The organism is Nonomuraea typhae, from assembly GCF_009760925.1.
Classification (GTDB): Bacteria; Actinomycetota; Actinomycetes; order Streptosporangiales; family Streptosporangiaceae; genus Nonomuraea; species Nonomuraea typhae.
In genome coordinates, this window is sequence record NZ_VRLV01000002.1 from 221303 (window position 1) to 248026 (window position 26724).

Annotated in this window: 21 protein-coding genes; 17 read left to right on the forward strand and 4 right to left on the reverse strand. The window is 71.6% G+C overall.

Features of this window, described 5'->3' with window-relative positions; genetic code table 11:
• The first annotated feature begins 110 nt into the window (after positions 1 to 110).
• Positions 111 to 1307 carry an aspartate aminotransferase type Ic gene (locus tag FVE25_RS07595; RefSeq protein ID WP_157245727.1) on the forward strand — a complete coding sequence of 399 codons (1197 nt, stop codon included), beginning with the start codon at positions 111 to 113 and terminating at the stop codon, positions 1305 to 1307.
• A 10-nt stretch (positions 1308 to 1317) separates the two neighbouring features.
• On the opposite strand, the gene FVE25_RS07600 is transcribed toward FVE25_RS07595, so the two are convergent.
• Positions 1318 to 1881, reverse strand: a complete 564-nt coding sequence (locus FVE25_RS07600; RefSeq protein ID WP_157245728.1) for a hypothetical protein — start codon at positions 1879 to 1881, stop codon at positions 1318 to 1320.
• 52 nt (positions 1882 to 1933) lie between these two features.
• On the opposite strand from FVE25_RS07600, the gene FVE25_RS07605 reads away from it, so the two are divergent.
• From FVE25_RS07605 to FVE25_RS07635, 7 genes are all read left to right on the forward strand, one after another.
• On the forward strand, positions 1934 to 3295 hold the full coding sequence (locus tag FVE25_RS07605; RefSeq protein WP_246266776.1) for an FAD-binding oxidoreductase: 1362 nt from the start codon (positions 1934 to 1936) through the stop codon (positions 3293 to 3295).
• A 153-nt stretch (positions 3296 to 3448) separates the two neighbouring features.
• Positions 3449 to 5731 (forward strand): protein kinase domain-containing protein, encoded by a 2283-nt coding sequence (locus FVE25_RS54315; protein WP_246266778.1) that lies wholly within the window; start codon positions 3449 to 3451, stop codon positions 5729 to 5731.
• 114 nt (positions 5732 to 5845) lie between these two features.
• A complete protein-coding gene (locus FVE25_RS07615) occupies positions 5846 to 6559 on the forward strand; it encodes a TetR/AcrR family transcriptional regulator (RefSeq protein ID WP_219825377.1) in 714 nt (237 codons plus the stop codon).
• A 53-nt stretch (positions 6560 to 6612) separates the two neighbouring features.
• The gene (locus tag FVE25_RS07620) at positions 6613 to 8145 is read left to right on the forward strand and encodes an acyl-CoA carboxylase subunit beta (RefSeq protein WP_157246552.1); all 1533 of its coding nucleotides are present in this window, start codon (positions 6613 to 6615) and stop codon (positions 8143 to 8145) included.
• Positions 8142 to 10049, forward strand: coding sequence for an ATP-binding protein (locus FVE25_RS07625; RefSeq protein WP_157245729.1), 1908 nt, complete (start codon positions 8142 to 8144; stop codon positions 10047 to 10049). Before FVE25_RS07620 ends, FVE25_RS07625 begins: the two co-directional genes overlap by 4 nt.
• On the forward strand, positions 10046 to 10822 hold the full coding sequence (locus FVE25_RS07630; protein WP_157245730.1) for an enoyl-CoA hydratase-related protein: 777 nt from the start codon (positions 10046 to 10048) through the stop codon (positions 10820 to 10822). Before FVE25_RS07625 ends, FVE25_RS07630 begins: the two co-directional genes overlap by 4 nt.
• On the forward strand, positions 10819 to 12492 hold the full coding sequence (locus tag FVE25_RS07635; RefSeq protein ID WP_157245731.1) for an acyclic terpene utilization AtuA family protein: 1674 nt from the start codon (positions 10819 to 10821) through the stop codon (positions 12490 to 12492). Before FVE25_RS07630 ends, FVE25_RS07635 begins: the two co-directional genes overlap by 4 nt.
• 137 nt (positions 12493 to 12629) lie before the next feature.
• Here the strand turns inward: FVE25_RS07635 and FVE25_RS07640 are convergent, their stop codons facing one another.
• On the reverse strand, positions 12630 to 13535 hold the full coding sequence (locus FVE25_RS07640; protein ID WP_246266780.1) for an ROK family protein: 906 nt from the start codon (positions 13533 to 13535) through the stop codon (positions 12630 to 12632).
• 57 nt (positions 13536 to 13592) lie between these two features.
• Between FVE25_RS07640 and FVE25_RS07645 the strand changes: the two genes are divergently transcribed.
• The 9 genes from FVE25_RS07645 to FVE25_RS07685 all read left to right on the forward strand — a co-directional run bounded on the left by FVE25_RS07645 (position 13593) and on the right by FVE25_RS07685 (position 25137).
• On the forward strand, positions 13593 to 14411 hold the full coding sequence (locus FVE25_RS07645) for a GNAT family N-acetyltransferase (RefSeq protein ID WP_157245733.1): 819 nt from the start codon (positions 13593 to 13595) through the stop codon (positions 14409 to 14411).
• A 62-nt stretch (positions 14412 to 14473) separates the two neighbouring features.
• Complete coding sequence (locus FVE25_RS07650; protein WP_157245734.1) at positions 14474 to 15478, forward strand: phosphotransferase family protein; 1005 nt, start codon at positions 14474 to 14476, stop codon at positions 15476 to 15478.
• Entirely contained in the window at positions 15463 to 16725 is a 1263-nt protein-coding gene (locus tag FVE25_RS07655) for an acyl-CoA dehydrogenase family protein (protein WP_157245735.1), read from the forward strand. The genes FVE25_RS07650 and FVE25_RS07655 overlap by 16 nt, the downstream gene beginning before the upstream one ends.
• Positions 16726 to 16752: 27 nt before the next feature.
• Complete coding sequence (locus FVE25_RS07660; protein ID WP_157245736.1) at positions 16753 to 17721, forward strand: lytic transglycosylase domain-containing protein; 969 nt, start codon at positions 16753 to 16755, stop codon at positions 17719 to 17721.
• Positions 17722 to 17825: 104 nt separating this feature from the next.
• On the forward strand, positions 17826 to 18029 hold the full coding sequence (locus FVE25_RS07665; RefSeq protein WP_157245737.1) for a hypothetical protein: 204 nt from the start codon (positions 17826 to 17828) through the stop codon (positions 18027 to 18029).
• A gap of 145 nt (positions 18030 to 18174) precedes the next feature.
• Positions 18175 to 19026, forward strand: a complete 852-nt coding sequence (locus tag FVE25_RS07670) for a helix-turn-helix domain-containing protein (protein WP_157245738.1) — start codon at positions 18175 to 18177, stop codon at positions 19024 to 19026.
• 72 nt (positions 19027 to 19098) lie between these two features.
• A complete protein-coding gene (locus tag FVE25_RS07675; RefSeq protein ID WP_181019497.1) occupies positions 19099 to 19362 on the forward strand; it encodes a hypothetical protein in 264 nt (87 codons plus the stop codon).
• A 150-nt stretch (positions 19363 to 19512) separates the two neighbouring features.
• Positions 19513 to 22368: a hypothetical protein gene (locus FVE25_RS07680; RefSeq protein WP_157245739.1), complete on the forward strand. Its 2856-nt coding sequence runs from the start codon at positions 19513 to 19515 to the stop codon at positions 22366 to 22368.
• Positions 22369 to 22371: 3 nt separating this feature from the next.
• Positions 22372 to 25137, forward strand: a complete 2766-nt coding sequence (locus FVE25_RS07685; protein ID WP_157245740.1) for a protein-arginine deiminase family protein — start codon at positions 22372 to 22374, stop codon at positions 25135 to 25137.
• On the opposite strand, the gene FVE25_RS07690 is transcribed toward FVE25_RS07685, so the two are convergent.
• Positions 25134 to 26102 (reverse strand): P1 family peptidase, encoded by a 969-nt coding sequence (locus tag FVE25_RS07690; protein ID WP_157245741.1) that lies wholly within the window; start codon positions 26100 to 26102, stop codon positions 25134 to 25136. The two genes, FVE25_RS07685 and FVE25_RS07690, sit on opposite strands and share 4 nt — an antisense overlap.
• Complete coding sequence (locus FVE25_RS07695) at positions 26099 to 26722, reverse strand: TetR/AcrR family transcriptional regulator (protein ID WP_181019498.1); 624 nt, start codon at positions 26720 to 26722, stop codon at positions 26099 to 26101. The genes FVE25_RS07690 and FVE25_RS07695 overlap by 4 nt, the downstream gene beginning before the upstream one ends.
• Between the last annotated feature and the right edge of the window lie 2 nt (positions 26723 to 26724).

Consider the following 26724-nt stretch of genomic DNA (forward strand, 5'->3'; position numbering starts at 1 on the left):
AATCCCGAATTTCTCCCTACTCCCCGTGCCCGCTGTAGGGGCGGGATCGGTGCTGCCGGACGGCGCCGGGTCTTCTATCCTTCGTAGCGGATTCGATCGGAGGAGACCACGTGAACGCACAGCGCGACTACGACGCCCTGGTCAGCCAGGGGCTCAAGCTCGACCTCACCCGGGGCAAGCCGTCGTCACAGCAGCTCGCGCTCTCCGACGCGATGCTCACGCTGCCCGGCTCGTATGTGGCCAGGAACGGGATGGACGGCCGCAACTACGGCGACCTGCAGGGGCTGGCCGAGCTGCGCGAGCTGTTCGGGCCCCTGCTGCAGGTGCCCGCGGAGCAGCTGGTCGTGGGGGGCAACTCCAGCCTGGCGATCATGCACGACACGGTGGTGCACGCGCTGCTGGGCGGGGTGCCGGGCGGAGCGGGGCGGTGGGTCGAGGCCGGCGAGATCACCTTCCTGTGCCCGGTTCCCGGGTATGACCGGCATTTCACGATCTGCGAGCGGTTCGGGATCAAGATGGTGGCCGTGCCCATGACCGCCGGCGGGCCGGACATGGACGTCGTCGAGCGGCTGGCCGCCGCCGACCCCGGCGTGAAGGGCATGTGGTGCGTGCCCAAGTACAGCAACCCGTCGGGGATCAGCTACAGCGCGGAGACCGTGCGCCGCCTGGCGTCGATGCGGACGGCCGCCCCCGATTTCCGGATATTTTGGGATAACGCCTATGCGGTGCACCACCTGACCGGCGCCCACGACGAGATCGGCGACATCCTGGCCCTGTGCGCCGAGCACGGCAACCCGGACCGCGCCTTCGTCTTCGGCTCCACCTCCAAGGTGACCTGGGCGGGCAGCGGCGTCTCCTTCTTCGGCGGCTCGCCGGCCAACGTCGAGTGGTACCTGCACCAGACGTCCAAGCAGTCCATCGGCCCGGACAAGGTCAACCAGCTGCGGCACGTGGAGTTCCTGCGCGACGCCGACGGCGTGGCCGCCCACATGCGCGCCCACGCGGCGATCGTGCGGCCCAAGTTCGAGGTCGTGGACCGGATCCTGGCCAAGGAACTCGCCGACGTGGCGACCTGGACCAGCCCCCGGGGCGGGTACTTCATCGCCCTGGAGGTCCCCCACGCGCGCCGGGTGGTCGAGCTGGCCAAGGCCGCCGGCATCGCCCTCACCCCGGCCGGGGCCACCCACCCCTACCGCGAGGACCCGGACGACCGGTTCATCCGGATCGCGCCCACCTTCCCCGGGCTGGAGGATTTGGAGCAGGCGATGCGGGGGCTCGTCGTGTGCGCCCGCCTGGCCGCCTCCTGAGCCGCCGCGGCTAGCGGCGGAAGCCGAAGATGTACTCGCGGGTCTCGCTCGGATGGAACGAGACCCCGACGCCGGGCTCGAAGACGGCGTTGTCCCTGACGCAGTAGAACAGCCCCTGCCAGACCTCGATCGCCCGGGCCCTGGCCGGGGCTTCGGCGTCGTCACGTTTGCGCGCGCCGTACGAGCCGATGACGAAGAACGAGCCGAAGATCCAGAACAGGCCGGTCAGGCAGAACGGCGCCAGAAGGACCTCGCCCCAGCCCGCGTTGCCGCCCATCGCGATCACCAGGGCCACCACCAGGTGCACCAGGGCGGCGCCGAACAGCATGATGTAGCCCTGGTTGCGGGCCCACGGGGTGTAGTGGCGGCTGGGGAAGGACAGCCAGACGGCCAGCTGGCTCCGGCTCATGACCTTCTTCGAGACGCCTAGCGCGGGGGCCGTGGGCAGGTCGGGCACCTGCTTGTCACCGGGCAGGCGGACCCTGCCGATTCGGTACGTGGTGCCAGAGGCGACGACCCCCGGCACCGAGGCCACTTGATCGGCCTGGGAACACACCGGGCACGTCACATCCACCTGGTGCAGTCTGGTCTGAAGCCACAGACAGTGCAAACCGTATGGTTCTCCTGTGAGCGTGATTGATACCTTGATCGGCCGCCTGCCCACCGGACGCGTCATCACCGACCCCGACGTCCTCGACTCCTATGCCCGCGACCGCACGTTCCTGGAGCCCGGCAAGCCGCTTGGAGCGGTCCTGGCCACCTCGCGCGAGGACGTGGTGACGACCCTGAAGTGGGCCACCGAGAACCGGGTGCCCGTCGTCCCGCGCGGCGGCGGGACGGGCCTGGCCGGCGCCGCCACGGCGATGGACGGCTCGATCGTGTTGTCACTGGCCAAGATGACGGCCATCCGCGAGCTCTCCCCCGCCGACGAGATCGCCGTGGTCGAACCAGGCGTGATCACCGCGGACCTGGACAAGGCCGCGCGCGAGCACGGGCTCATGTACGCGCCCGACCCGTCCTCGTACGAGATCTCCACGATCGGCGGCAACCTCGCCACCAACGCCGGCGGGCTGCGCTGCGTGAAGTACGGCGTGACCCGCGACTCGGCCCTCGGGCTCGAGGTGGTGCTGGCCGACGGCCGGGTGCTGAACACCGGCCGGCGCACGATGAAGGGCGTCACCGGCTACGACCTCACCGGCCTGTTCGTCGGCTCCGAGGGGACGCTCGGGGTGATCACCGCGGCGACGGTCCGCCTGCGCCAGGCGCCCAAGGCGCCGCCGGCCACGTTCGCGGCCGAGTTCGGCTCGCTGCGGGACGCCGGGGCGGCGGTGTCGGCCATCATGGCGGCGGGCTGCCAGCCGTCCCTGATGGAACTGCTGGACCGCGCCACGCTCCAGGCCATCGACGCCATGCGCAACATCGGCCTGGAGGATGCGACGATGGCGATGCTCATCGGCCAGTCCGACGCCTCGGACTCCGCGGCGGTGGTCGCCCGCATGCAGGAGCTGTGCGAGGAGCACGGCGCCTCGTTCGTGGCCGTGTCGTCGTCTCCGGCCGAGACCGAGGAGCTCATCGGCGTGCGCCGCATGGCCTACCAGGCCAAGGAGCGCCTGGGCGCCTGCCTGGTCGAGGACGTGTGCGTGCCGCGCTCGCTGCTGCCCGACATGATCGAGGCGATCGAGCGGGCCGCGGCCAAGCACGGCGTCAAGATCTGTACGGTCGCCCACGCCGGAGACGGGAACCTGCACCCGGTCTTCGTCTTCGACCACGGCGTCCCGGAGCCGCCCCCGGAGATCTGGGCCGCGGCCGACGAGGTCTTCACCCAGGCCCTGGCGCTCGGCGGCACGCTGACCGGCGAGCACGGCGTCGGGCTGCTGAAGAAGCGCTGGCTGGGGCTGGAGACCGGGGAGCTGGGCACGGAGATCCACCACGGCATCAAGGCCGTGTTCGATCCGCTGGGCATCCTCAACCCGGGCAAGGCTATCTAATTCGTGACCTGAAGCCGCGCAGAGTGTCTCACCTGCGTGGCTTTGTGGTTAACCATGACTGAAATCCGTTGAGATGAGTCGGGTCGGCAGACGTACTAACTGTCCCACTGGTAGCGTTTTGCCCCATCTGTAAGTGACATATGGGGGTCCGACGTGAATCCGAACCAGCCGTTGGCGGCGGACGACCCGCGACGGCTGGGCGCGTACGACATCGTCGCCCGGCTCGGTGAGGGCGGGCAGGGCATCGTCTACCTGGGCAGATCCGACTCCGGGGAGCAGGTGGCGGTCAAGCTCCTGCACCACGCGCTCGTCGCCGACCCCGCCGCCCGCGACCGCTTCCTGCGGGAAGTCGCCGTCGCGCAGCGGGTCGCCAGGTTCTGTACCGCGCCCGTGCTCCACGCCGACCTCGACGGCAGCCGGCCGTACATCGTCAGCGAGTACGTGCCGGGGCCGTCGCTGCGCCAGCTCGTCGACCAGGAGGGGCCGCGCCGGGGAGCGGCGCTCGAACGGCTCGCCATCAGCACCGCCACCGCGCTCGCGGCCATCCACCGCGCCGGCATCCTGCACCGCGACTTCAAGCCGGCCAACGTCCTCATGGGGCCCGAGGGGCCGGTCGTCATCGACTTCGGCATCGCCCGCGCCCTGGACGCGCCCGGCGCCACCGCGACCGGCATGGCCATGGGGACGCCGTCCTACCTCGCGCCGGAGCAGCTCAGCGGCGCCCCGGTCTCCGAAGCGGCCGACGTGTTCGCCTGGGGCGTCACGATGGTCTTCGCCGCCTCCGGACGGCCCGCCTTCGGGGCCGACTCGATCCCCGTGGTCATGAACCGGATCCTGCACGAGGAGCCGGAGATCGTCGGGCTGGACGGGACGATGGCCGAACTGGTGGCCGCCTGCCTGTCCAAGGACCCGTCCGTCCGGCCTGCGGCTGACGAGATCATCATCCGCCTGACCGGCCAGCCGGTCCCCCGCGCCGCCGTCGAACCCGTCACCGGCCCCACCCACGTCATCCCCGGCCAGCCGGGCACAGGCGGCGCCTCCGGTGTCGCTGCCCCCGGCGCCGGTGCCGCGGCTTCCGGCGTTGGCGCCGCCGCCTTCGGTGCCGGCGGCGCGGCTTCCGGTGGTGGTACGGCTGCCGCGGCTTCCGGTGCCGCGGCGGGCCCTGGGGGCATGGCTTCCGGGCCCCAGGGGATGCCGACGGTCCAGGGGATGCCGGCGGTCCAGGGCGCTGTGCCGCACCCGCAGGGCGCCGGCCCGCAGGGACAGACCTTCGCGCAGGGTGGTCAGCCCGGGATGTCCGGCCCGGGTGGCATGCCGCCCCACGGTCAGCCCGGCGCCCCCGGCCGGCCTGGCTCCGGCCCGCAGGGCGTTCCTGCCCAGGGCAGTGCTCCCGGCCAGCCCGCTGGTCCCGGGCAGCCCGGGGTTCCCCGGCAAGGGGACAAGGCGGATGCCGCCTCGCGGGGCCGGCGTACGCTGACCTACGCGCTTTCCGGGGTGGCCGCGCTGGCGCTGGTGGCCGTGGGTGGTGTGGTCGTGGCGGCCCAGACGGGCAACACCCCGATCGCCCTGGTCAACGCACTGGGCTCCGGCGATTCCCCCAACGCGGAGAAGAGCGGGAACGCGGGCGAGAACACCCAGCAGCAGCCTCAGCAGCCCCTGGGTTCGGAGCCGCCGGCCGTACCCACGGACGCGCCGGAAGACGTGCGGCCGAGCGACCTCCTCTCCGAAGACCAGCCCAAGCCTGACGAACCGACGATCGGCACGCTGCCGGACCCGGTCGAGACGAAGACGGTGATCGCGCAGCCCGACCCCGTCACGCCTCCGTCGAACGAGAAGAAGGAAGACGAGCGCCCGTCGGACAAGCCGACGAAGAAGCCGGACCCGACTCCCACCAAGTCGAAGGACACGGGCATGGTGGACCCGGGCGGCGAGCACTCCGACCCGTCGGATCCGTACGGCGACGGCGACCCGGGCCAGACGAAGCCGACGACCAAGCCCACCTCGAAGCCCACGACCAAACCGACGGTGAAGCCGACGCCCAAACCGACGGTGAAGCCAACGGTGAAGCCGACGCCGAAGCCGACCGCGAAGCCCACTCCGCAGCCGAAGCCGAACCCGTATCGGGTCGAGGCGGTGTGCGGTGCCGGGTTCAAGACGGTCAACAGCCGGGCGTTGGGCGACAAGGCGACCATCTACCTCATGTACAACGCCGCGCAGGGCAAGAACTGCGTCGTGACGATGTCGCGCCTGCAGTACCCGGGCAAGGTGCAGATGGGAGTCAGCCTCCAGGTGCAGGGTGGCGCCTCGGGCGGCAACGCGGGGGCGTTCACGGCGTACGCCGGGCCGGTCCGGCTGGCCGCGGCGAAGAAGTGCGTCATGTGGGGCGGTTCCTGGGGGAGCCTGTCCTGGAAGTCAGGCTGGACCAACTGCGGGTAGCAGCTTCCTGACCGGTCCCTTTCGGCGGCGCCGTCCTCCTCTTCTTCGGGGACGGCGCCGCCGCCTTGTCATGGGTCTTCCCCTGACCGCCGTGGCCCGCATAGGCTGATTGACGTGATCGTCAAGTCTGAGACCTTGACCGCACGCGGGCGCAGGACCAGGACGGCGCTGGTGCACGCCGGGCGGGAGGCGTTCGAGGCGCAGCCGTTCGACGCGGTGCGCATCGACGACGTGTGCGTGCGGGCCGGGGTCTCCCACGGGACCTTCTACACCTACTTCGACTCCAAGGAGAGCCTCCTGCGGGAGGTGGCGGGCGTGGTGGTGGGCGAGATGTTCGCCGCCGGCATCGTCGGCCCGGCCGTCCCCGACGAGCCGTACGCCCGCATCGAAGCGGCCAACCGGCGCTACCTGCGCGCCTGGGCGGCGAACTCGCGGCTGGTGCGCATGGTCGAGCAGGCGGCCACGGGCGACGAGAGCTTCGCGGGGCTGCTGCTGGAGTTGCGGGAGGTTTTCGTACGGCGGGGCGCCGAGGGCCTGCGCCGTCTTCAGGACCAGGGGCTGGCCGACCCCGCCCTGGACCCGAGGCTGACGGCGATCATGCTGGGCGGCATGGTGGAGCACTTCGCCCACGTCTGGCTGGACCTCGGGGAACACGCCGACGAAGGCGCCGCGGTCGACTTGCTGACCACCTTGTGGGCTCGGGCCATCGGATTGACGCCAACGTCAACTTCGGACTCAACGCAGGGCGGCGGCACGACACCATCGGGCCGCACCGCATCAACCTCCGGCGACGCCGGATCACCTTCGCGCGCCGAGGAGGAGTCGTGATCACCAGCATTCTGGACACAGGCGGGGAGGACTACCGGCTGCGGCGGGTGGCCATGCTGGGGAAGCTGGCCGAACTGGATGCCGAGCATGCCAAGGCGGTCGCGGGTGGTGGCGAGAAGTACGTGGAGCGGCATCGGCGACGCGGCAAGCTGCTGGCCAGGGAGCGGATCGAGTTGCTGGTGGACCCGGACTCGCCGTTCCTGGAGTTGTCGCCGCTGGCCGCCTGGGGCAGTGATTTTCCCGTGGGTGCGAGTGTGGTCACCGGGATCGGGGTGATCGAGGGCGTCGAGTGCGTGATCACGGCCAGCGATCCGACCGTGCGGGGCGGGGCGTCGAATCCGTGGACGCTCCGGAAGACGCTGCGGGCGTCGGAGATCGCGCTCCGGAACCGCCTGCCGTACGTGAATCTGGTGGAGTCCGGCGGGGCGGATCTGCCTACGCAGAAGGAGATCTTCATCCCGGGTGGGCGGATATTTCGGGAACTGACGCAGTTGAGTGCCGCCGGGATTCCGACGATTGCGGTGGTTTTCGGGAATTCCACGGCGGGCGGAGCATATGTGCCTGGGATGAGTGACTACGTGGTGATGGTCAAGGAGCGCGCGAAGGTGTTCCTGGGCGGGCCGCCGCTGGTCAAGATGGCCACCGGGGAGGAGTCGGACGACGAGTCGCTGGGCGGGGCCGAGATGCACGCGCGGACCAGCGGGCTGGCCGACTATCTCGCGGCGGACGAGCATGACGCCCTTCGCATAGGCCGAAATATCGTGAAATCGCTGCGCTGGCGGAAACTCGGCCGTGCCCCCCGAGCCGTCCGTGAACCCCTGTATCCGGCCGACGAGCTTCTCGGCATCGTGCCGGAAGACCTCAAGATCCCCTTCGACCCCCGCGAGGTCATCGCCAGGATCGTGGACGGCAGCGAGTTCGAGGAGTTCAAGCCCCTCTACGGCGCCTCCCTGGTCACCGGCTGGGCCACGCTCCACGGCTACCCGATCGGCATCCTCGCCAACGCCCGCGGCGTGTTGTTCAGCGAGGAGTCGCAGAAGGCGACCCAGTTCATCCAGCTCGCCGGCCAGGCGCGCACCCCGCTGCTCTTCCTGCAGAACACCACGGGCTACATGGTCGGCAAGGAGTACGAGCAGGGCGGCATCATCAAACACGGCGCCATGATGATCAACGCGGTCGCCAACTCCAGCGTGCCGCACCTGACCGTGACCATGGGCGCCTCCTACGGCGCCGGCAACTACGGCATGTGCGGCCGCGCCTACGACCCGCGCTTCCTGTTCACCTGGCCGAGCGCGAAATCGGCGGTCATGGGGCCGGCCCAACTGGCGGGGGTGCTGTCCATCGTGGGCCGGGCCTCGGCGCAGGCGCGTGGCCTGCCGTACGACGAGGAGCAGGACGCGGCTATGCGGGCCATGGTCGAGGCGCAGATCGAGGCGGAGTCGCTGCCGTTCTTCCTGTCCGGGCGGCTGTACGACGACGGGGTGATCGACCCGCGCGACACGCGCACCGTGCTCGGCCTCTGCCTGTCGGCGATCAACAGCGCGCCTGAGCCCGCACCGACCGGATACGGGGTGTTCCGCCCATGACCGCGATCACGCGCCTTCTCGTCGCGAACCGCGGGGAGATCGCCCGCCGCGTCTTCCGTACGTGCCGGGAGCTCGGCATCGAGACGGTCGCCGTCTTCTCCGACGCCGACGCGGACGCGCCGCACACGGCCGAGGCCGATCTCGCGGTACGGCTGCGCGGCGCCGCGCCGACCGACACCTACCTGAACATCGGCCGGATCCTGGAGGCGTGCCGCGCCTCGGGCGCCGATGCCGTGCACCCGGGTTACGGGTTCCTGTCGGAGAACGCGGATTTCGCGCGTGCGGTCCTGGCGGCCGGTCTGACCTGGGTGGGCCCTTCCCCCGAGGCCATCGCCGCCATGGGCTCGAAGGTCACGGCCAAGCGGCTGATGGCGGAGGCGGGAGTGCCCGTGCTGCCATCCCTGGAGGTGGGTACGGCGCTGCCGTCCGTGGAGGTGGGTACGGCGCTGCCGTCCGTGGAGGTGGGTACGGCACTGCCGTACCCCCTGCTGGTCAAGGCGTCGGCCGGGGGTGGGGGCCGGGGGATGCGGGTGGTCAGGAGGCCCGAGGATCTTGAGCGGGAGGTGGCCTCGGCGCGGCGTGAGGCGGAGGCGGCCTTCGGGGACGGCACCGTGTTCGTGGAGCCGCTGCTGGAGGGCGCCCGGCACATCGAGGTGCAGATTCTGGCCGACGCCCACGGCACCGTCTGGGCCCTGGGTGAGCGCGAATGCAGCATCCAGCGCAGGCACCAGAAGGTCCTGGAAGAAGCCCCCTCACCCGCCATTTCCCAAGAAATGCGGAAAAATCTAGAAAAAGCCGCAAGCACCGCCGCCCGCACCATCGGCTACACCGGCGCCGGAACCGTCGAGTTCATGGTCAAGGGTGACACCGTCGCCTTCCTGGAGATGAACACCCGCCTCCAGGTCGAGCACCCGGTCACCGAGCTCGTCTACGGCCTGGACCTGGTCCGCCTCCAGCTCGAGGTGGCCGAGGGCGCCGCGCTTCCCGCCGCACCGCCGGAGCCCACCGGCCACGCGATCGAGGTCCGCCTGTACGCGGAGGACGCGCACTACGTCCCGCAATCCGGAACCCTGCATCGGTTCGAGGTCCCGGGCCCGGTCAGGGTGGATTCGGGGGTCGAATCGGGTTCCGTGGTCTCCACCCACTACGACCCGATGCTGGCCAAGGTGATCGCCCACGGGGCCACCCGCCAGGAGGCCATCAGAAAGCTGACCAGATCCCTGAAGACCGCCACTCTCCACGGCCTCACCACCAACCGCGACTTTCTCCTCAATATCCTGAAAAATCCGGACTTCGTGGACGGCCGTACCCACACGGACTTCCTGGACGAACACCACCTCACCACCACCCCCGAGCCCACCGACCTGGAAGCCCTGGCCGCCGCCCTGGCCATGGCCGCGGAACGCCGGGCCGGAGCCGGGGTCCTGACCACCCTGCCCAGCGGCTGGCGCAACGTCCGCTCCCAGCCCGACCGGGCGAGCTTCGCGGAGATCGAGGTCACCTACCGCCCGCTGCCGGAGGGCGTCACCGTCGCCGAGGCCACGCCGTACCACGTGGTGCTGGAGCGCGACGGCGTCCGGCACGCCTACGACGTCGCCCGCTACGGCGAGATCGTCTACGCGGGCACGACCAGGCTGACCGCGCTGCCGCGACTGCCCGAGCCCGTCGTGCACGTGGCCCCGGGATCCCTGCTCGCGCCCATGCCCGGTAGCGTGCTGCGCGTGGACATCGAGCCCGGCGACCGCGTGACCAGGGGTCAGGTGGTGCTGGTGCTGGAGGCCATGAAGATGGAGCATCAGATCGCCGCGCCCGCCGGCGGAATCGTCGCCGACGTACGCGCCGGCAAGGGACAGCAGGTCGAGGCGGGCACCGTGCTGGCGATCATTCAGGAGGGGGACGAGTGAGCAGTCTGGTCCACAAGGAGCTCGAGGGCGGCATCGCCACGATCACGCTGGACTCCCCGCCGAACCGCAACGCCCTGTCGGTGCGCCTGCTCGGCGATCTGGAGGCCAGGCTCGACTGGGCGCTGGCCGAGCCGGAGGTGCGCCTGATCGTGCTGACCGGCACCGGCCCGGTCTTCTGCTCCGGCGCCGACCTGAAGGAGCAGCGCGTCACCCCGGCCACGGGGGCGGCGGACGCGCCGGTGACCGCGTCGTTCCCGGAGATCCTGGCGCTGATCTGGGAGAGCCCCAAACCGGTCATCTGCCGCCTGAACGGTACCGCCCGGGCCGGTGGCCTCGGCCTGGTCGCCGCCTGTGACTTCGCCATCGCGCCCGACACCGCCTCGTTCGCCTTCACCGAGGTACGGCTGGGCGTCGTGCCCGCCATGATCTCGGTGCCGGTCCTGCGCAGGCTGGAGCCCCGGGCCGCGGCCGAGTACTTCCTGACCGGCGAGGTCTTCAACGCCGCCCGGGCCGTGGAGATCGGCCTCCTGACGCGGGCCGTACCCGAGGAGGACCTGGACGCCGAGGTGGCCCGCTACGCCGAGATGCTCGTCAAGGGCGGCCCCGAGGCGCTGGCCATCACCAAACGCCTGGTCCGCGACATCCCCGGCATCTCCTTCGAAGAGGGATTGCGGCAGATGACCGCGTTGTCCGCCCAGCGCTTCACCTCGGAGGAAGGCCAGGAGGGCATCGCCGCGTTCATGGACAAGCGCCCGGCGAAGTGGGTGCCATGAGCCTGCGCGTGGCCAACTGCAGCGGCTTCTACGGCGACCGCCTGTCGGCCGCCCGCGAGATGGTCGAGGGCGGCCCCATCGACGTCCTGACCGGCGACTGGCTGGCCGAGCTGACCATGCTCATCCTGGCCGGGAACCGCCTGAAGGGCCGTCCCGGCTACGCCCCCACCTTCCTCAAGCAGCTGGAACAGGTCCTGGGCACCTGCCTGGAGCGCGGCATCAAGATCGTCTCCAACGCGGGCGGCCTGGACCCGGCCGGCTGCGCGGAGGCCGTGGCCGACCTGGCCGCCAAGCTCGGCCTCGACGCGAACATCGCCTGCGTGACCGGCGACGACCTGACCGGAACCGCCCTCGACCTGACCAACGCCGACACCGGCGAGAAGCTGACGGCCACGCCCCTGACCGCCAACGCCTACCTCGGCGGCCGTCCCATCGCCGCCGCCCTGAGCGCGGGCGCCGACGTCGTCGTCACCGGCCGCGTGACCGACGCCGCCCTCGTCACGGGCCCCGGCATCTGGCGGTACGGCTGGCGTCCCGGCGACTGGGACGCCCTGGCCGGATCGGTCGTCGCCGGGCACGTCATCGAATGCGGCTGCCAGGCGACCGGCGGCAACTACGCCTTCTTCACCGAGATCCCCGACCTGGCGCACTGCGGCTTCCCCATCGCCGAACTGCAGGCCGACGGCTCCAGCGTCATCACCAAGCACCCCGGCACCGGCGGCGCCGTCACGACCGGCACGGTGACCGCCCAGCTCCTGTACGAGATCGCCGCCCCCCGCTACCCGGGCCCCGACGTCACCGCACACTTCGACACCATCAGCCTGACCCAGGAGGCCCCCGACCGCGTCCGCGTCACCGGCGTGCGCGGCAGCCCGCCCCCGGACACGCTGAAGGTCGCCGTCAACTACCTCGGCGGCTACCGCAACACCATGACCCTGATGGTCACCGGCCTCGACCAGGAAGAGAAGGTCCGGGTGGCGCAGGAGGCGCTCTGGGCCCGCGTCCCCCGCGACTCCTTCGACGACGTCCACGTCACCTTCGACCCGCCCCTGCTCCGGATCACCGTCATGTCGGCCGACGACCGGATCGCCGGCCGCGCGTTCTCCTCGGCCGTGGTGGAGACCGGGCTGGCCGCCTACCCGGGCTTCTACGGGCTGACGCCGCCCGGGAACGCCTCGCCGTATGGGGTGTACTGGCCGGTTCTGGTGCCCGCCTCGTCGGTACGGCCCACCGTCACGCTGAACGGCGAGCCGGTGGCGCTGCCTCCCGAGGACCCCGTGCAGGCCGAGGACGTCTTCCAGGAGGAGGTACGGCGGAGCTCCTACGACGGCGGGCCGACGGTCCGGGCGCCGCTGGGCGGGGTGGCCGGGGCGCGCTCCGGCGACAAGGGCGGCAACGCGAACCTGGGCGTATGGGTGCGCACGGCCGGGCAGTACGGCTGGCTCAGCGCCTACCTGACCGTGGAGCGGGTCAAGGAACTCCTCCCCGAGCTGGCCGGATTCCGGATCGACCGCTACGAGCTGCCCAACCTGAACGCGGTCAACTTCGTGGTCCACGGCCTCCTGGGCCGCGGGGTCGCGGCCAGCCCACGGCTGGACCCGCAGGCCAAGGCGCTCGGCGAGGAGCTCAGGGCACAGGTGGCGGACATCCCCGCCGCCTTCCTCACCTGAACCCCACACCCTTCCTCACCCGAACCCACGTCTCTCCTCTCCCGAACCCAAACCTTCCTCCCCAAACCGACGCCCTCCTCCCCGAACTGACGCCTTCCTCTCCGAACCCACCCCGTACGTCTCGGGGCCTACCTGGGTCACCGGCCGTCCGGGTTCGCCGCCGATGCCGCCCGCCAGCCGAGCAGCCCGGCGCCCAGGAGCCCGGCCTGCACGCCGAGGCGCGAGGTGGCCAGTTCCGGGGCGGGGCGGAAGGCGAGCCGTGCGGTCAGGCGCTCGCGGAGGGGGTCGAGCAGCGTCTGCCCGGCCAGCGACAGTCCGCCGCCGATGACGATCACCTCGGGGTCGAGCAGGAGCGTGGCGGTGGCCAGCGCCAGGGCGAGCGCGTCCATCGCCGCACCCCACACCCGGGACGCCTCGGGCTCCCCCGCTCGTACCCTGGTGACGACGTCCGCGGCCGACGCTGCGCCGCAGCGCCGGGCGATGGCCACGGCGGAGGCGTACACGGACAGGCAACCCCGTTGCCCGCACCGGCAGGGCAGGCCGTCCGGGTAGACCGGTATGTGCCCGATCTGCCCGGCCCACCCCCCGGCACCGCCGTACAAACCCTCGCGGGACGGCGGGCTCTCGCGGGAGGAGAGGGCGAGGGCGGCGGCCATGCCGGTGCCGATGGGGACGAACAGGGCGTCGCGCCGGTCGCGGGCGGCGCCGTACGCGAGTTCCGCCTCCCCGGCCGAGCGCACGTCGTGCCCCAGCGCGACCGGCAGCGGCACCGACGTGAAGGCGGCCACCGGCACGTCCCGCCAGCCGAACGCGGCCGAGTACACCGCCCGGTCGGGGGCGACCAGCCCGGGCACCGCCAAACCCACCCCAACCTGCCGATATCCCGAAATTTCCGCCAGATCGCCGATAAATCCTGAGATAGCGCCTAGCACCCCCTCAACCCCACCGTCCCGCGGCGTCGGCCGCCGCTCGGCGACCAGGATCTCCCCACCACTCGACACCAGGCCGCCCTTCATCGACGTCCCGCCCACATCGACCGCCACCACGCACTCCATAACGCCAGATCCTCCCCCAAGCCGGAAACCCGACATCATGTCCCCATGCACGTACGCCGTCTCACCCCCGCCGACCTCCCCCGATGCACCGCCCTGGCCGTCTCCCGCCAGTGGGGCCAGGAGGAGCACAAGTGGCGTTTCCTGTTCGACGTGGCCGAGGTCTACGGCGTGGACGCCCCGGACGGCACCCTGGCCTCCACCGCCATGCTCATCCCCTACGGCCCCCACGCGGCCGCCGTCAGCATGGTCCTGACCGCGGCGGACCACGAGCGCAAGGGCCTGGCCGGCGGCATCCTCCGGCACATCCTGGAGCGGGCGGGCGAGCGCACGGTCTGGCTGTACTCGACCGCCGCCGGCCGCCCCGTCTACGAACGCCTCGGCTTCCGCGCGGTGGGCCGCGTCGACTCCCACAGGGGCGCGTTCACCGGCGAGAGGTCCGGGAGCACCCGCCCCGCCACCGCGCGCGACCTGGACGAGATCGTCGCGCTGGACGCGAAGGTCTTCGGCGCCGACCGCGAGAACCTGCTGCGCCGCATGCCGGCCTTCCACGAACGCGTCCTGGTCGCGGAGGAGGCGGGCCGCGTCCAGGGGTACGGCGGGGCGTGGAACAACGAGACCCACATGGTCATCGGCCCCGTGGTGGCCGAGCGCGCCGAGCAGGCGGAGGCCCTGATCAGCGACCTGGCCACCGGCTGGGACCTGCCGGTCCGGCTCGACCTCGACATGGGCCGTCCCGGCCTGGTCGCCTGGGCGCGCGAGCGGGGCCTGGCCCAGCCGTTCGAGAACACGGTCATGGTCCGCGGCGGCGACCTGCCCGGCGACCGTGACCGGCGCTTCCTGCCGCTGATGGTGTCGCTGGGTTGACCGGTGCCGTGGGGCGACCGTAGATTCACGACCAGAATTTAATTCTACGAGGACAGGGCGCCATGACCTCCACGCACATCGACGTCAGCACCATCGACTTCGACGAGCTCGGCGCCTGGATGGACACGCAGGGGCTGCCCGGCGGTCCCGTCACGGACGTGGCCCCGGTCCTCGGCGGCACCCAGAACGTCATGGTCCGCTTCGTCCGCGGCGGCACGCCGTACATCCTGAGAAGGCCGCCGCTGCGCCCGCGCGCGCACAGCAACGAGGCGCTGCGGCGTGAGGTGAGAGTGCTGGAGGCGCTGCGGGACACCGGCGTGCCGGCGCCCCGGCTGATCGCGGCGCGGACCGGCGGCGAACCGGTCTTCTACCTCATGGAACCGGTCGACGGGTTCAACCCCGCCACGGGGCTGCCCGAGCCGCACGCCTCCGACCCGGCGATCCGGCACCGGATGGGCCTGGAGGCCACGATGGCGCTGGCCGAGCTCGGGCGCGTGGACCCGGGGCGGCTGCCGGGGTTCGGGCATCCGGAGGGATTCCTGGAGCGCCAGGTCCCGCGGTGGATGGGCGAGCTCGCGTCGTACGGCCGGCTCGACGGCTACCCGGGGCCGGAGATTCCCGGGTTGAGCCGGACCGCGGAGTGGCTGGAGCGCCACCGGCCGGCGGCGTTCACGCCGGGGGTCATGCACGGCGACTACCACGTCGGGAACCTGATGTTCGCGACCGACGGCCCGCGGGTGGCGGCGATCGTGGACTGGGAGATGTGCACGGTCGGCGATCCGCTGCTGGACCTCGGCTGGCTGCTGGCCACCTGGCCGGCCAACGGCGAGCACGTGCCGGGGCTGCCGGACGCGCAGGAGATCGTGGACTGCTACACCGAGCTGACCGATCGGGACATGTCGGCGATCGAGTGGTACGCCGTCCTGGCCTGCTTCAAGCTCGGCATCGTGCTGGAGGGCACCTACGCCCGCGCCTGCGCGGGGAAGGCGCCCAAGGACACCGGAGACCTCCTCCACCAGACCACACTGGACCTTTTTGCGAGGGCGCAGAGATGGATTTCGCCGTAGAGCCGGAGTTCCAGGTCAAGCTCGACTGGATGGACGCCTTTATCCGGGACGAGGTGGAGCCGCTCGACCTGGCCTTCCCCGGGCGGGCCTACGAGAAGCCCGGCGAGCGGCTGCGCGCGATCGTGGACCCGCTCAAGGAGCAGGTGCGGGCCCGGGGCCTGTGGGCCTGCCATCTGGGCCCCGAGCTGGGCGGCCAGGGGTACGGCCAGCTCAGGCTGGCGCTGATGAACGAGCTGATCGGCCGCTCGGCCTGGGCCCCGGTGATCTTCGGCTGCCAGGCGCCCGACACCGGCAACGCCGAGATCATCGCCATGTACGGCACCGCCGCGCAGAAGGAACGCTACCTGCGCCCGCTCCTGGACGGCGAGGCGTTCTCCGCGTACTCGATGACAGAACCGCAGGGCGGCTCCGACCCGAGGCTGTTCACCATGCGCGCGGTCAAGGACGCCGGCGGCTGGGTCCTGGACGGCGAGAAGTACTTCACCTCCAACGCCCGCAACGCCTCCTTCTTCGTCGTCATGGCGGTGACGAACCCGGAGGCGCATCCGTACCAGCGCATGTCCATGTTCCTGGTGCCCGCCGGCACGCCCGGCGTCGAGATCGTGCGCGACATCGCCACCATGGGCGACCGGTCCGGCCACCACGCCCACATGCGCTACACCGGCGTGCGCGTGGACGCCGACGCCCTGCTGGGCGAGGAGGGCGGCGCCTTCGCGGTGGCCCAGGCCCGGCTCGGCGGCGGCCGGGTGCACCACGCCATGCGCACCGTGGCGGCGGTCAAGCGGGCCTTCGACATGATGTGCGAGCGGGCGCTGTCCCGCGCCACCCACGACGGCGTGCTGGCCGGCAAGCAGCTCGTGCAGGCGGCGATCGCCGACTCCTACCTGCAGATCCAGCAGTTCCGCCTGCTCGTGCTGCACACCGCCTGGCTGATCGACCAGTCCTCGACCAGGGAGGCGCGCACGCAGATCGCCGCGTGCAAGGTGGCGGCGGCACGGGTCTTCCACGACGTGGTCCAGCGGGCCATGCACCTGCACGGGGCGCTGGGCGTCTCCGGCGACACGCCGCTGGCCCGGCTGTGGCAGTCGGCGCCGCTGATGGGGATCATGGACGGGCCGACGGAGGTGCACCAGGCGTCGATCGCCCGCCGGGTACTGAAGGGGTACGAACCGGCGCCGGGGTTGTGGCCCACGGAGTATCTGCCGGACAAGATTGCCGCCGCTCGGGCGAAATACGGGGATATCTGATAGATCCACCCAGTACGGTAGGGCGACATGAGACTCGTCCTCGCAGCCTCCCTGGCTGTCGTCCTGTCCGGATGCGGTACGGCGAGCGGCCTGGCAGACCGTGACCAGCTCGCACCGGCGGCCAAGCCGGGCGTCAACGGCGGGTCGGCGAGCGCGGGCAACCCCGGCACGGGCAAGCCCGGCACCGGCAAGCCCAGCACGAACGAGTCCGGCACGAACGAGTCCGGCGCCGGAGCGCCCGCCCCCGACGCCGCCATCCCGGCGAACCCCGCCAAGCTGGCCGCCGGCCTCGAGGCCACCACCACCGCCCTCTACCGCGGCATCGACGCGTGGACCAGGAGCAAGGCCGCCCAGCCGCCCCAGGACGTCGTCCTGTACGCCCTGCACCACCAGCGCATCTATCGCACCCTGGCCAGGAACGCGAAACTGAGCGCGGCGGTCATCGCCAAGCTGCCGAAGCCGATCGCCGCCGAGGCGCGTGACAACGCCAAGGCCGTCGGCAAGTTGCTGTCCATGGCCCGCCCGATCAGCGACGCCCGCCGTAAGAAGATGCGCCTGGCCGAGGCCGAGCCCGCGGCCACCCTGCGCGGCCACATGGTCAAGGCCGAGAAGCGCTTCGGCGTCGAGTGGGAGGTGCTGGCGGCCATCATGCTGGTGGAGACGAAGTTCGGCCGGGTGCGCTCGGCCAGTTCGACCGGCGCGCAGGGGCCGATGCAGTTCATGCCGGGCACCTGGAAGGCGTACGGCATGGGCGGCGACGTGCAGAACGCCAAGGACGCGATCATGGCCGCCGCCAACTACCTGAAGGCGACCGGCGCCCCGCGGAACTACCGCCGCGCGGTCTTCGCCTACAACCACGACGTGCGCTACGTGGACGCGGTGCTGGTCCACGCCGCCCAGATCAAGCGGGATCCGCGCAGCTATTACGCCTACTACAACTGGCAGGTCTTCGTGCTGTCCGCGAAGGGCGACGTCCGCCTGACCGGCCCCCGCTGACCGACTCATACCTTTTTGGATGAATATTTGGCGAAACGATCACATAAATCCCCGGAACTCCTACAATTGCGAGCAATTGCAGGATTGATCGGGGAAGGATCGTCATGCGTTTGCGGTTTCTCGGCTCCACCTCGGAAGCCGGGGCCTGTCCCACCCTCTACGAGACCGACCGCGGCACCATCGTGGTCCAGGGCCTCCAGCTCACCGACCCCGAGGCGCTCGCGGATCTGCGCGACGTCCTCGCCGGCGAGTCGGCGGTCGAGGTACCACGGGAGCTGCTCGTGGACATCGCACGCCGGGTACTGTGACCGACCCGCTCGGGCGCTGCCCGCGCCGCCCCGGCGCGGGCAATCGCTTTCCGGCTAGCGGAACGCCACCCGCCGCGACCGATTGATCACAATTGCAAAACCGGGCCTGGCATGATCGAGGCAGACGGGTCTAGCCTCTACCGGCGTGACGTCCTTTCAGCAGGCGCGCATCGACTTGGGCGCCCAGCTCCGACAGCTGCGCGAGGCCGCGCACCTGTCCGGCAAGGACCTGGCCGAGCGGCTCGGCTGGCAGCCGTCCAAGGTCTCCCGCCTGGAGAACGCCCGGCAGACCGCCACGGAGGACGATGTGGTCGTGTGGGCGCACGCCGTACAGGCCCCGCCCGAGGTGACCGACCAGCTCATCGTGCAGGCGATCGCGCTGGTGGAGCGGCACGACGACTGGAAGCAGCGCCACCGCAGCGGCCTGGCCTCCCTCCAGGAGGACATCCGCGACCTGGAGGCGCGCACCCGGCTCTTCCGGGTCTTCGAGCCGGGCATCGTGGTCGGCCTGCTGCAGACCACCGAGTACGCCCGGCACGTCTTCCGCAAGGTCAAGCGCCTCTACAGCGCCCCCGACCAGATCGACTCGGCGGTCCGGGTGCGCATGCAGCGGCAGGAGATCTTGTACGACCCCACGCGGACCTTCCGCTTCGTCGTGCCCGAGGCGGTGCTGCACACCAGGCTGGCCCCGGTGGACGTGATGCGCGGCCAGCTCGACCGGCTGCTGGCGGTCAGCACGCTGCCCAACGTCGAGTTCGGCGTGATCCCGTTCGCCGCCGAGCTGCCGTCCTCGCCGATCAACGGCTTCTGGGTCTACAACGAGGCCATGGTGGGCGTGGCCACGATGACGAAGGACCTGGTCCTCCGGGATCCGGATGACATCGCCTTCTACGTCAACGCCTTCGACGACTACTGCAAGGTGGCACATTTCGACGAATCAGGCAGAGCCATCATCATCCGGATTCTTCGTGAATACGGGAAACAATCCTCACTTTAATCCCAGCAATTGCTTGCCCCGCGGACGAAGATCGTGCAATTCTGTCGCATGACGTTGCGGAGGTGACGCCTGATGCTGGACACCACGCTCTTCCTGGAGCGCTTCGCCTGGTACGCGGGTCGCCACGCCGACCTGTCCGTGCAGAATGTCGCACTGGCCTGTGACCCCGCCTACGTCTCGGTGCGCAACCGGTTCTCCGCCACGCTGACCGAAACCGTCACCTGCTCCGAAGAGGGCACCTTCGTCACGTCCTGGGGCTACCGCCTCGGCACCGCCGACGACGTCGAGGCCGCGGCCGCCCGCCTCGCCTATCTCCTCGCCGCCCTTCCGGCCTAGCTTTACCGGCAGACGTTTCACCAGGCGGTCCGCTGTGCGGCAAACCCTGGTGACAGGCCGTCTGACAGGCGTAACGTTGGCGCGTCAAGTCCCGTGCACGTGGTGGTCAAACCATCACCAAGGGTGCTCCAGCGAGGGTGAGGTGCCCCATTGGCCAGTGAAGGCATTCTCCGGTTCATCACCGTCCGGCCCGCCAAGGCACGCGTCCAGCCGCCGCCCGCATCGAGCACCCTGGTGCCGTCCGCCGGGCTCTACCAGCGGCTCGCCGCCGCCGTGGACCAAGGCGCCACCCGGCAGGGCCTGCGCGAGGTCGCCCGCCACTACGCCACCGCCGCCGATCACCCAGAGACGCTCGACCCCATGGCCCTGCGCGAATGGTTCTACGCCAACCAGGACCGCCCCCTCGAGACCGCCGACCTCGACGCCCTGGTGCGGCACGCCTACGGCATCTCGCTGCCCGAGCTGGTCGCCGGCGACCGTTTCGCCGCCACCCGCGCCCAGGTAACCGACCGCGTGCTGGCCACCGCCGTCCTCGGGGACGCCGACGGCAACGGGCAGCGGCACGTGCTGGACGCCAAGCTCCTCGCCCTGGCCGCCGCCCTCTCCGCCGCGCCGCCCCGCCAGGAGGTGACCGTCGGCGACATGGTGGCCGAGGCCGTGGTCGTGCTGCCCGGGTTCCTGACCCGGGTGCGCGCGGAGCCCGTGCCCGTGCCGCCGGCCGTACCCGCCGGGAACGACGACGAGGCCGCCGCCTGGCTGCGCCGGCTGGAGACGGCCCGGGACGAGCTCATCGCCCTCGTCACCGACGGCCGCCACATCGACCACCCCGGCACGCTCGCCCCCGCCCTGCCGATCGAGGCCGTCGAGGGCGCCGAGGCCGACCGGCCATTCCAGGAGCCGCGCCCCGCCCGGCCCCGGCTCACCGAGGAGGGCCTGGCCGGCCTGACCGACGGCACCCGGGCCGTCCTGGAGCGCCTGGGCCGGCTCGACGGCGGAGTCCTGCCCTTCCAGGCGGTCACGGCCGTCGAGGAGGAGCTGCGCCGGGCCGGCGTCCAGGCGGTACGGCCGGCCGTACCCAGTGGGGTGCTCGCCTTCGACGGCGGCGAGATCGACCTCGACCGCTTCCGCGCCGCCCTCGCGCGGCCCGCGCCCGGCACCGATCCGCCGCCGGTTCCCCAGCACTCCCAGGCGGGCGTCGCCGACCTGCTGGTCGTCCGCCAGAAGATCAAGGCATACGAGCTGGGCGAGTACGCCCACGTCGAGAACGTCATGGCCGGCGAGTCGCGCGAGCGCTCCACCCGCCGCCTCACCCAGGTCGAGCAGCTCACTGAGACGGAGACCGAGACCGAGACGGAAAAGGAGAAGGACCTCGCCTCCACCACCCGCAACGAGCTGCAGAACGAGGCGGAGAAACACGTCAAGGACCAGCTCGACGTCGAGGCCGGGCTGCAGGTGAGCGGCAGCTACGGCCCGGCCGCCTCGTTCACCTCCAGCCTCAAGGCCGGGTTCTCCTCCACGACCGAGGAGGCGCAGCGCAAGGCGTCCTCGTTCTCCCAGGAGGTCACCCAGCGCACGGTGGAGAAGGTGCGCGAGCGGGTGCGGACGCTGGTGCGCAGGCGCACGCTGGAGGAGTTCGAGGAGAACAACCGGCACGGGTTCGCCAACGACTCGCTGCGCCACACGCGGGGCCTGTACCGGTGGCTGAACAAGGTCTACGACGCGCAGGTCTTCACCTACGGCCAGCGGATGATGTTCGACTTCGTGGTGCCGGAGCCGGCCGCGTTCTACCTGTACGGGCTGGTGGAGAACCCGCCGCAGGACAGCGAGCTGGTCAAGCCGGCGCCGCCGGCGGTCGACGGGGCGCCGCTCACCCCGGGGCACATCGGCCCCGCGACCTACGGGCCGCTGCTGGCGCGCTACCGCGTCACCGACGCGCCCGCGATGCCGGCCGAGCTCCAGACGGTGACCTTCGCCGAGAAGGGAGAGGGCGGCGACCTGGCCAACTACGGGCGCTCGGGGAAGCTGACGATCCCCGAGGGGTACCGAGCCTGGCGCGCGACCGTGCAGGCCACGCACCTGTTCTTCGAGGGCAGGCCGCACGCCTTCCAGATCGTCGTCGACGGGAAGATGTACGACTTCACCGACACCTGGGGCTCCAGGAGCGACACCACCAGCTGGCTGGAGAAGGAGGCGTCGGTCTCGATCTCGGTCGTGGCCGCCTCCTGGGCGGTGGCGGTGGACCTGGACTGCAAGCTCTCGCCGGAGGCGTACGCGACCTGGCAGCACTCCGCCTTCGACGCCATCATCGCCGCCTACCAGCAGCAGCTCGCCGAGTACAACGAGCGCAAGGCGCAACGCGAGCTGGAGCGCCGCGGCAACCAGCAGTTCGGCCGCAACCCGCTGGCCAACCGCCGGGTGGAGCGCGACGAGCTGAAGAAGTGGGTGGTCATGATGCTGACCAGGAAGCCGGATCTCAACCTGGACTCCTTCCAGGCCGGCTCCGGCCAGCCGCTGCTCGACCTCGACAAGGCCAACGCCAACGGCCGCCTGATCCGCTTCCTGGAGAACGCCTTCGAGTGGCAGAACATGCTCTACGTCTTCTACCCGCACCTGTGGGGCCGCCGGGCGCGCTGGGTGCAGGCGCTGAACGTCACCGACCCGGATCCCGACTTCGCCGCGTTCCTGCGGGCCGGGGCGGCGCGGGTGCAGGTGCCGGTGCGGCCCGGCTTCGAGAAGGCGGTGGCCTACTTCGCGCACACCGGCAACGTCTGGGACGGCAACGACGTGCCCCGGGTGGAGGACGAGCTGTACGTGCCGATCATCGACGAGATCACCGCCAACCTCGGCAAGATCGACGGCGGGGTGCCGTACCCGGCCGGCTCCAAGCCGTGGGAGGTCGTGGTGCCGACGGACCTGGTGCTGCTGCAGGACTTGTCGGAGGTGCCGCCGATGCGGGACGCGCTGCGCCCCGGCGCCCCGGTCGGCCTCGACGCCGGCGAAGGCTAGCGCATGTGCGCCTTCCGGCTGCACGCCGACTACGATCGCGACGGCCGGGTGAGCGGGCGGCCCGAGGAGTGGGCCGAGCGCGGGCGCGACCCCGGGGCCGTGCTGCGCCCCAACCTCGACGCCGACACCAGGCGGCTGCCCGGCGCGGTCACCCCTGCCGGCCCGGCCAGGCCGGACCGCGAGCTCCAGGTCAAGACGGCCGGTGACGACGAGCCGCTCAGGATGCAGGTGCAGGAGGTGACGGCCGCGCCCGGGCCGCTGTTCGTCGTGCTGGAAGGCGGGGACCCGCGGCGGATCGCGGTGGTCGACGGCACCGGCGTGCGGATCCGGCCGAAGCAGACCCGGACCGGGGCACGCTACCCCCTGCCGGCCGGGCCGTACCCGAAGCAGCTCGCGCTGGAGGCGGTGGATCTGGCGGCCAGCCCGGCGACCAACCGGCTGCTCGGGTCCGGGCCGCCGCCGCCCCCGGGCGCCAGGGTCGTGGTGCGGCTGGAGCGCGACGCCGCGACGGGCGCGGTGGTGGAGGACGAGGCGGTGGTGACGCTCGCCCCGCTCGTGCTCATCGGCAACGCCGGCCGCCTCGAACGCCTCTACATGTGCGACGTGCGCTCCGCCGAGCTGTCCAGGCCGCTGGACGACAACGGCCCGGCCGTCGCGGACGTACGCGCGGCGCTGGCCCAGATCGGGGTCCCGCTGACGCTGATCCCGGACACGGTGCACGGCGGCGACAGCTGGATCCAGGACCAGTACCAACTCGGCTTCACCCGCACCCCCGACGGCGTCCAGCGGGTGCTCCTGCACGCGCCGCGCACCCGCGCCGACGCGGTACGGCACGGCGTCCCGAACCTCGCCACGCTGATGGCCGGGCACTTCCTGAGCAAGGACCTCGGCGTCTGCCAGGCGTTCTGGGACCGCGAGCTGACGGTTCCCGGCGGGGGCGGGCCCGTCCGGATGGGCTTCGCCGAGAGCGACCTGCTGCTCGCGGTCATGAACCGGGTCAAGCTCCTGCGCCGCCAGATGGCCGAGGTGATCTCGAGGTACGGCACCGCCGCCGAGATCGGGCGGATGGCGGCGGCGATCGGCCCGGTGCAGGCCGACGTGTGGAAGTCCAGGCTGGATCTCGACCTGCTGCTGAGTCACCTGCGCGGCGTGGTCGCGGAGGCGCTGAAGCGGGCGGTGACGCCGGACCGGCACACCGTCCTGACCCGGATCCTGGCCGACGCCGCCGGTCAGGTGGCGGCGATGAAGCGGGACATGCCGGTCTCCGCGGGCGGCGACCGGGTCATCTTGACGCTCCAGAAACCGCCCCGCGACGCGATCCTGACCGGCCAGGAGCTGGCGCGGCTGGACGCCCGCCTGTCCACCTGGCATTCCAGCCACAACTACGGCGGCAACCTCGAGGTCGGCCCGCCGTCGAAGAACGCGCCGGCCGGGGTGGTCGTCGTCGGCAACACCACCGGCCAGGCGATCGACGGCTCCACGGTCACCGACATGGACCCGGATCTGCTGGCGTTCCTGCGCGGGCAGGCGCACGGCCACCAGCGGGTGCTCGAGGTGGACACGAGCTGGCTGGACGTCGGCCACGTGGACGAGATGCTGGCCTTCGTCCCCGATCCGCGTGACCCGCGGGCGCCGGGCGCCGCGCTGCGCGCCTCGCCCCTGGTGGCGCTGGCCATCCTGGAGGAGGCCAGGAAGGAGTTCATGAGCGGCCTGACCGGCCCGGAACTCGCCGACTACGCCCGGTGGACGTTCCCCTACGACCGCACCCGCCTCAACTCCCAGGGCGCCAGGCCCGTCACCCATCTGCTGCGCGGCCTGCAGTGGATGCGGGTGCACGGCCCGGGCCAGTCGCTGCCCACCGAGCCGCCCGAGATCTACCAGAGCCTGGCCCACCACAACGCGCTGCGCCTGCAGAGCGTGCACGTGCTGCCGGAGCCCGGCTCTCCGTGGGCCGCGCCGGGCGAGGTCGTCTACCCGGCGGGCATCTCGCTGTTCGAGTTGCGCGCGTTCACGGACGGCCTCAACGCGGACCTGGAGGCCGCGCCGGAACCGCCGGGACCGGACACCCCGGCCAAGGGACACCTGCTGGAGGCCCACGACGCGATCCAGACGGAGTACGACGGCCGGCTGCCGATCCTCAAGCTGCCGGTGCTGTTCGACAACCGCTCGCGGGCCACCGGGCGGAGCGCGGCCTTCACCCCCAACCTCGTCAACCTCCAGGTGGCCGGTGACCGGCTGCTCATCCCCCGCCCGCACGGCCCGCGCATGTCACCGGAGTCGGCGGCCCGGGTGCTGCGTGCGGTCACCCGGGCGGTCGAGGACCTGCCCGCCGCCCGTTTCACCCCCCAGTGGCTGCGTGCCCGCGGCCTGGTGACCTCCACGTTCTGGGCACGCCGGCACTCGGTGGCGGGCGCGAGCGGCAGCGACGCCGACCAGCTCGCCGCCGCCTTCGCCGACGGCTTCCCGGCCGGCCGCCTCCAGGTGCCCGCCGCCCGGGTCCGTGGCAAGATCGCCGAGCTCATCGTGCGCGCCAACGCCGGCGCCTTCGACGGCCGCGGCTTCCTGAAGGGCACGGCCTGGCGGCGGCTGACGATCCCGGAGAACACCGTCGACCTGTTCGAGGCGTGGACCGAGGCGATCGCCGACCGGCTCGGCTACCGGGTGCACTGGGTGGAGGCGTGGTATTACCACGTGCGCCTGGGCTCGATCCACTGCGGCACGAACGTCCTGCGTGCCGCGCCCCGGGGCACTCTCTGGTGGCGTGCCTAGCCGGGCCGCCAGGCGGGTGCCGTATGGCCCGCGCGGCCCACGGTGGTGACGGCGGCCAGCAGGCTGTTGAGCACCGACTCCTCCACCGCGTCGAGCGTGGCCGCGAACAGGGGACTCAGGTGCCGGTCCGCGACGTGCTCGCCGGCGGAGGCGGTGGAGAAGGCCAGGCCGTAGTCGCCGCTGCCGTGGGAGTAGGCGGCGCCGACCCGGCCGAGGGCGTAGACGCCGCGCTTGGCCAGGCGGGTGAGCTGCCGGCCGTCCAGGCGGGCGTCGGTGGCCACGACGATCATGCAGGAGCCGTCGTCGAGGCCGAGAAGTTCCATCTCGGAGGCGCCGGGCCGGGCGTGGGTGCCGGCGCAGGTCCGCAGGGTGCCCCCGAAATTGGCCTGGACGAGCGCCCCGACGGTGACCGTACCGGCGCCGCGCAGCGTGAGCGTGCGCGAGGAGGTGCCGATGCCCGCCTTGAACCCGAGCGCGACCGTGCCCGTCCCGGCACCGACGCACCCCTCTTCCACCGGGCCGGGGCGGGCGCCGTCGAGCGCCGCGAAGACGTGCTCGGCGGTGATCGGCCGGGCCGGCATGTCGGACAGCCATCCGTCGTTGCACTCCCCGACGACCGGGTTGACCGACGGCAGGCCGGGGTCACGGGTCAGCATCCAGCTGATCAGCGCGTCGGCCACCCGGAAGGTGGACATCGTGGCGGTCAGCAGGATCGGCGTCTCGATCACGCCCAGCTCGGCCACCTGGGTGGAGCCGACGAGCTTGCCGTACCCGTTGCCGGCGTAGACCCCGGCGCTCAGCGGCAGCCGTTCGGGCACGACGGCGCTCACCCCGGTGTGGATGGCGGGTTCGCGGCGCAGCGTCGTGTGCCCGACGCGCACGCCCGCCACGTCGGTGATCGCGTTGTGCTCGCCCGGCTGGTACGGCCCGGCCGCCAGCCCGAGGTCGCGAGCCCGCGGCGTCATGACGCGAACGCCTCGGGCGTCAGGCCGACCTCGCGGGCGGCGGCGGTGCGGGCGTGCTCGAGCAGGCGTTCCAGGGTGAGCACCTCGGGGTGGAGGGTGTAGCGGATGGCCAGGCCGTCGAGCATGGCGTCGAGGCGTTCCGCGGCGCCCGCGGGGTCGTCGCAGGTGAACTCGCCGGCGGCGACTCCCTCGGCGATGACGCGTTCGATCGCGCTGAGCCAGGTCGCCTCCAGCTCCAGCACGATGGCGTTGACCGCGGGCTCGCGCAGGGCGGTGTTCCAGGCGTCGAGCCAGAGCAGCCAGCTCTGGTCGTTGGGGGAGGCGGGGATGTAGTACTGCAGGACCCGGTCGAAGCGCCGCGCGGCGGTGCCGGGGCCGCGCACGAGTTCTTCCAGCCGGGCGCTCTCCACATCGAGCGTCGCCTTGAGCATCGCGGTGATCAGCTCGTCCTTGGTGGCGAAGTGGTAGTGGATGAGGCCGCCGCTGACGTTGACCGCCTTGGCGATGTCGGCGATCCGGGTGTTGGCCAGCCCTTTTTCCAGGACGACGCGCCGGGTGGCGGCCAGGAGCTCGGCCCGGCGCTGGTCGGCCTGTCCGGCACGGGAGGAAGCACTTCGCACGG

Coding starts and splice junctions, on each gene's coding strand:
- FVE25_RS07620 (WP_157246552.1), top strand. CDS start 6,613: ATGCTGGGGAAGCTGGCCGAACTGGATGCCGAGCATGCCAAGGCGGTC.
- FVE25_RS07625 (WP_157245729.1), top strand. CDS start 8,142: ATGACCGCGATCACGCGCCTTCTCGTCGCGAACCGCGGGGAGATCGCC.
- FVE25_RS07635 (WP_157245731.1), top strand. CDS start 10,819: ATGAGCCTGCGCGTGGCCAACTGCAGCGGCTTCTACGGCGACCGCCTG.
- FVE25_RS07645 (WP_157245733.1), top strand. CDS start 13,593: ATGCACGTACGCCGTCTCACCCCCGCCGACCTCCCCCGATGCACCGCC.
- FVE25_RS07650 (WP_157245734.1), top strand. CDS start 14,474: ATGACCTCCACGCACATCGACGTCAGCACCATCGACTTCGACGAGCTC.
- FVE25_RS07655 (WP_157245735.1), top strand. CDS start 15,463: ATGGATTTCGCCGTAGAGCCGGAGTTCCAGGTCAAGCTCGACTGGATG.
- FVE25_RS07660 (WP_157245736.1), top strand. CDS start 16,753: ATGAGACTCGTCCTCGCAGCCTCCCTGGCTGTCGTCCTGTCCGGATGC.
- FVE25_RS07665 (WP_157245737.1), top strand. CDS start 17,826: ATGCGTTTGCGGTTTCTCGGCTCCACCTCGGAAGCCGGGGCCTGTCCC.
- FVE25_RS07675 (WP_181019497.1), top strand. CDS start 19,099: ATGCTGGACACCACGCTCTTCCTGGAGCGCTTCGCCTGGTACGCGGGT.
- FVE25_RS07685 (WP_157245740.1), top strand. CDS start 22,372: ATGTGCGCCTTCCGGCTGCACGCCGACTACGATCGCGACGGCCGGGTG.
- FVE25_RS07690 (WP_157245741.1), bottom strand. CDS start 26,102: ATGACGCCGCGGGCTCGCGACCTCGGGCTGGCGGCCGGGCCGTACCAG.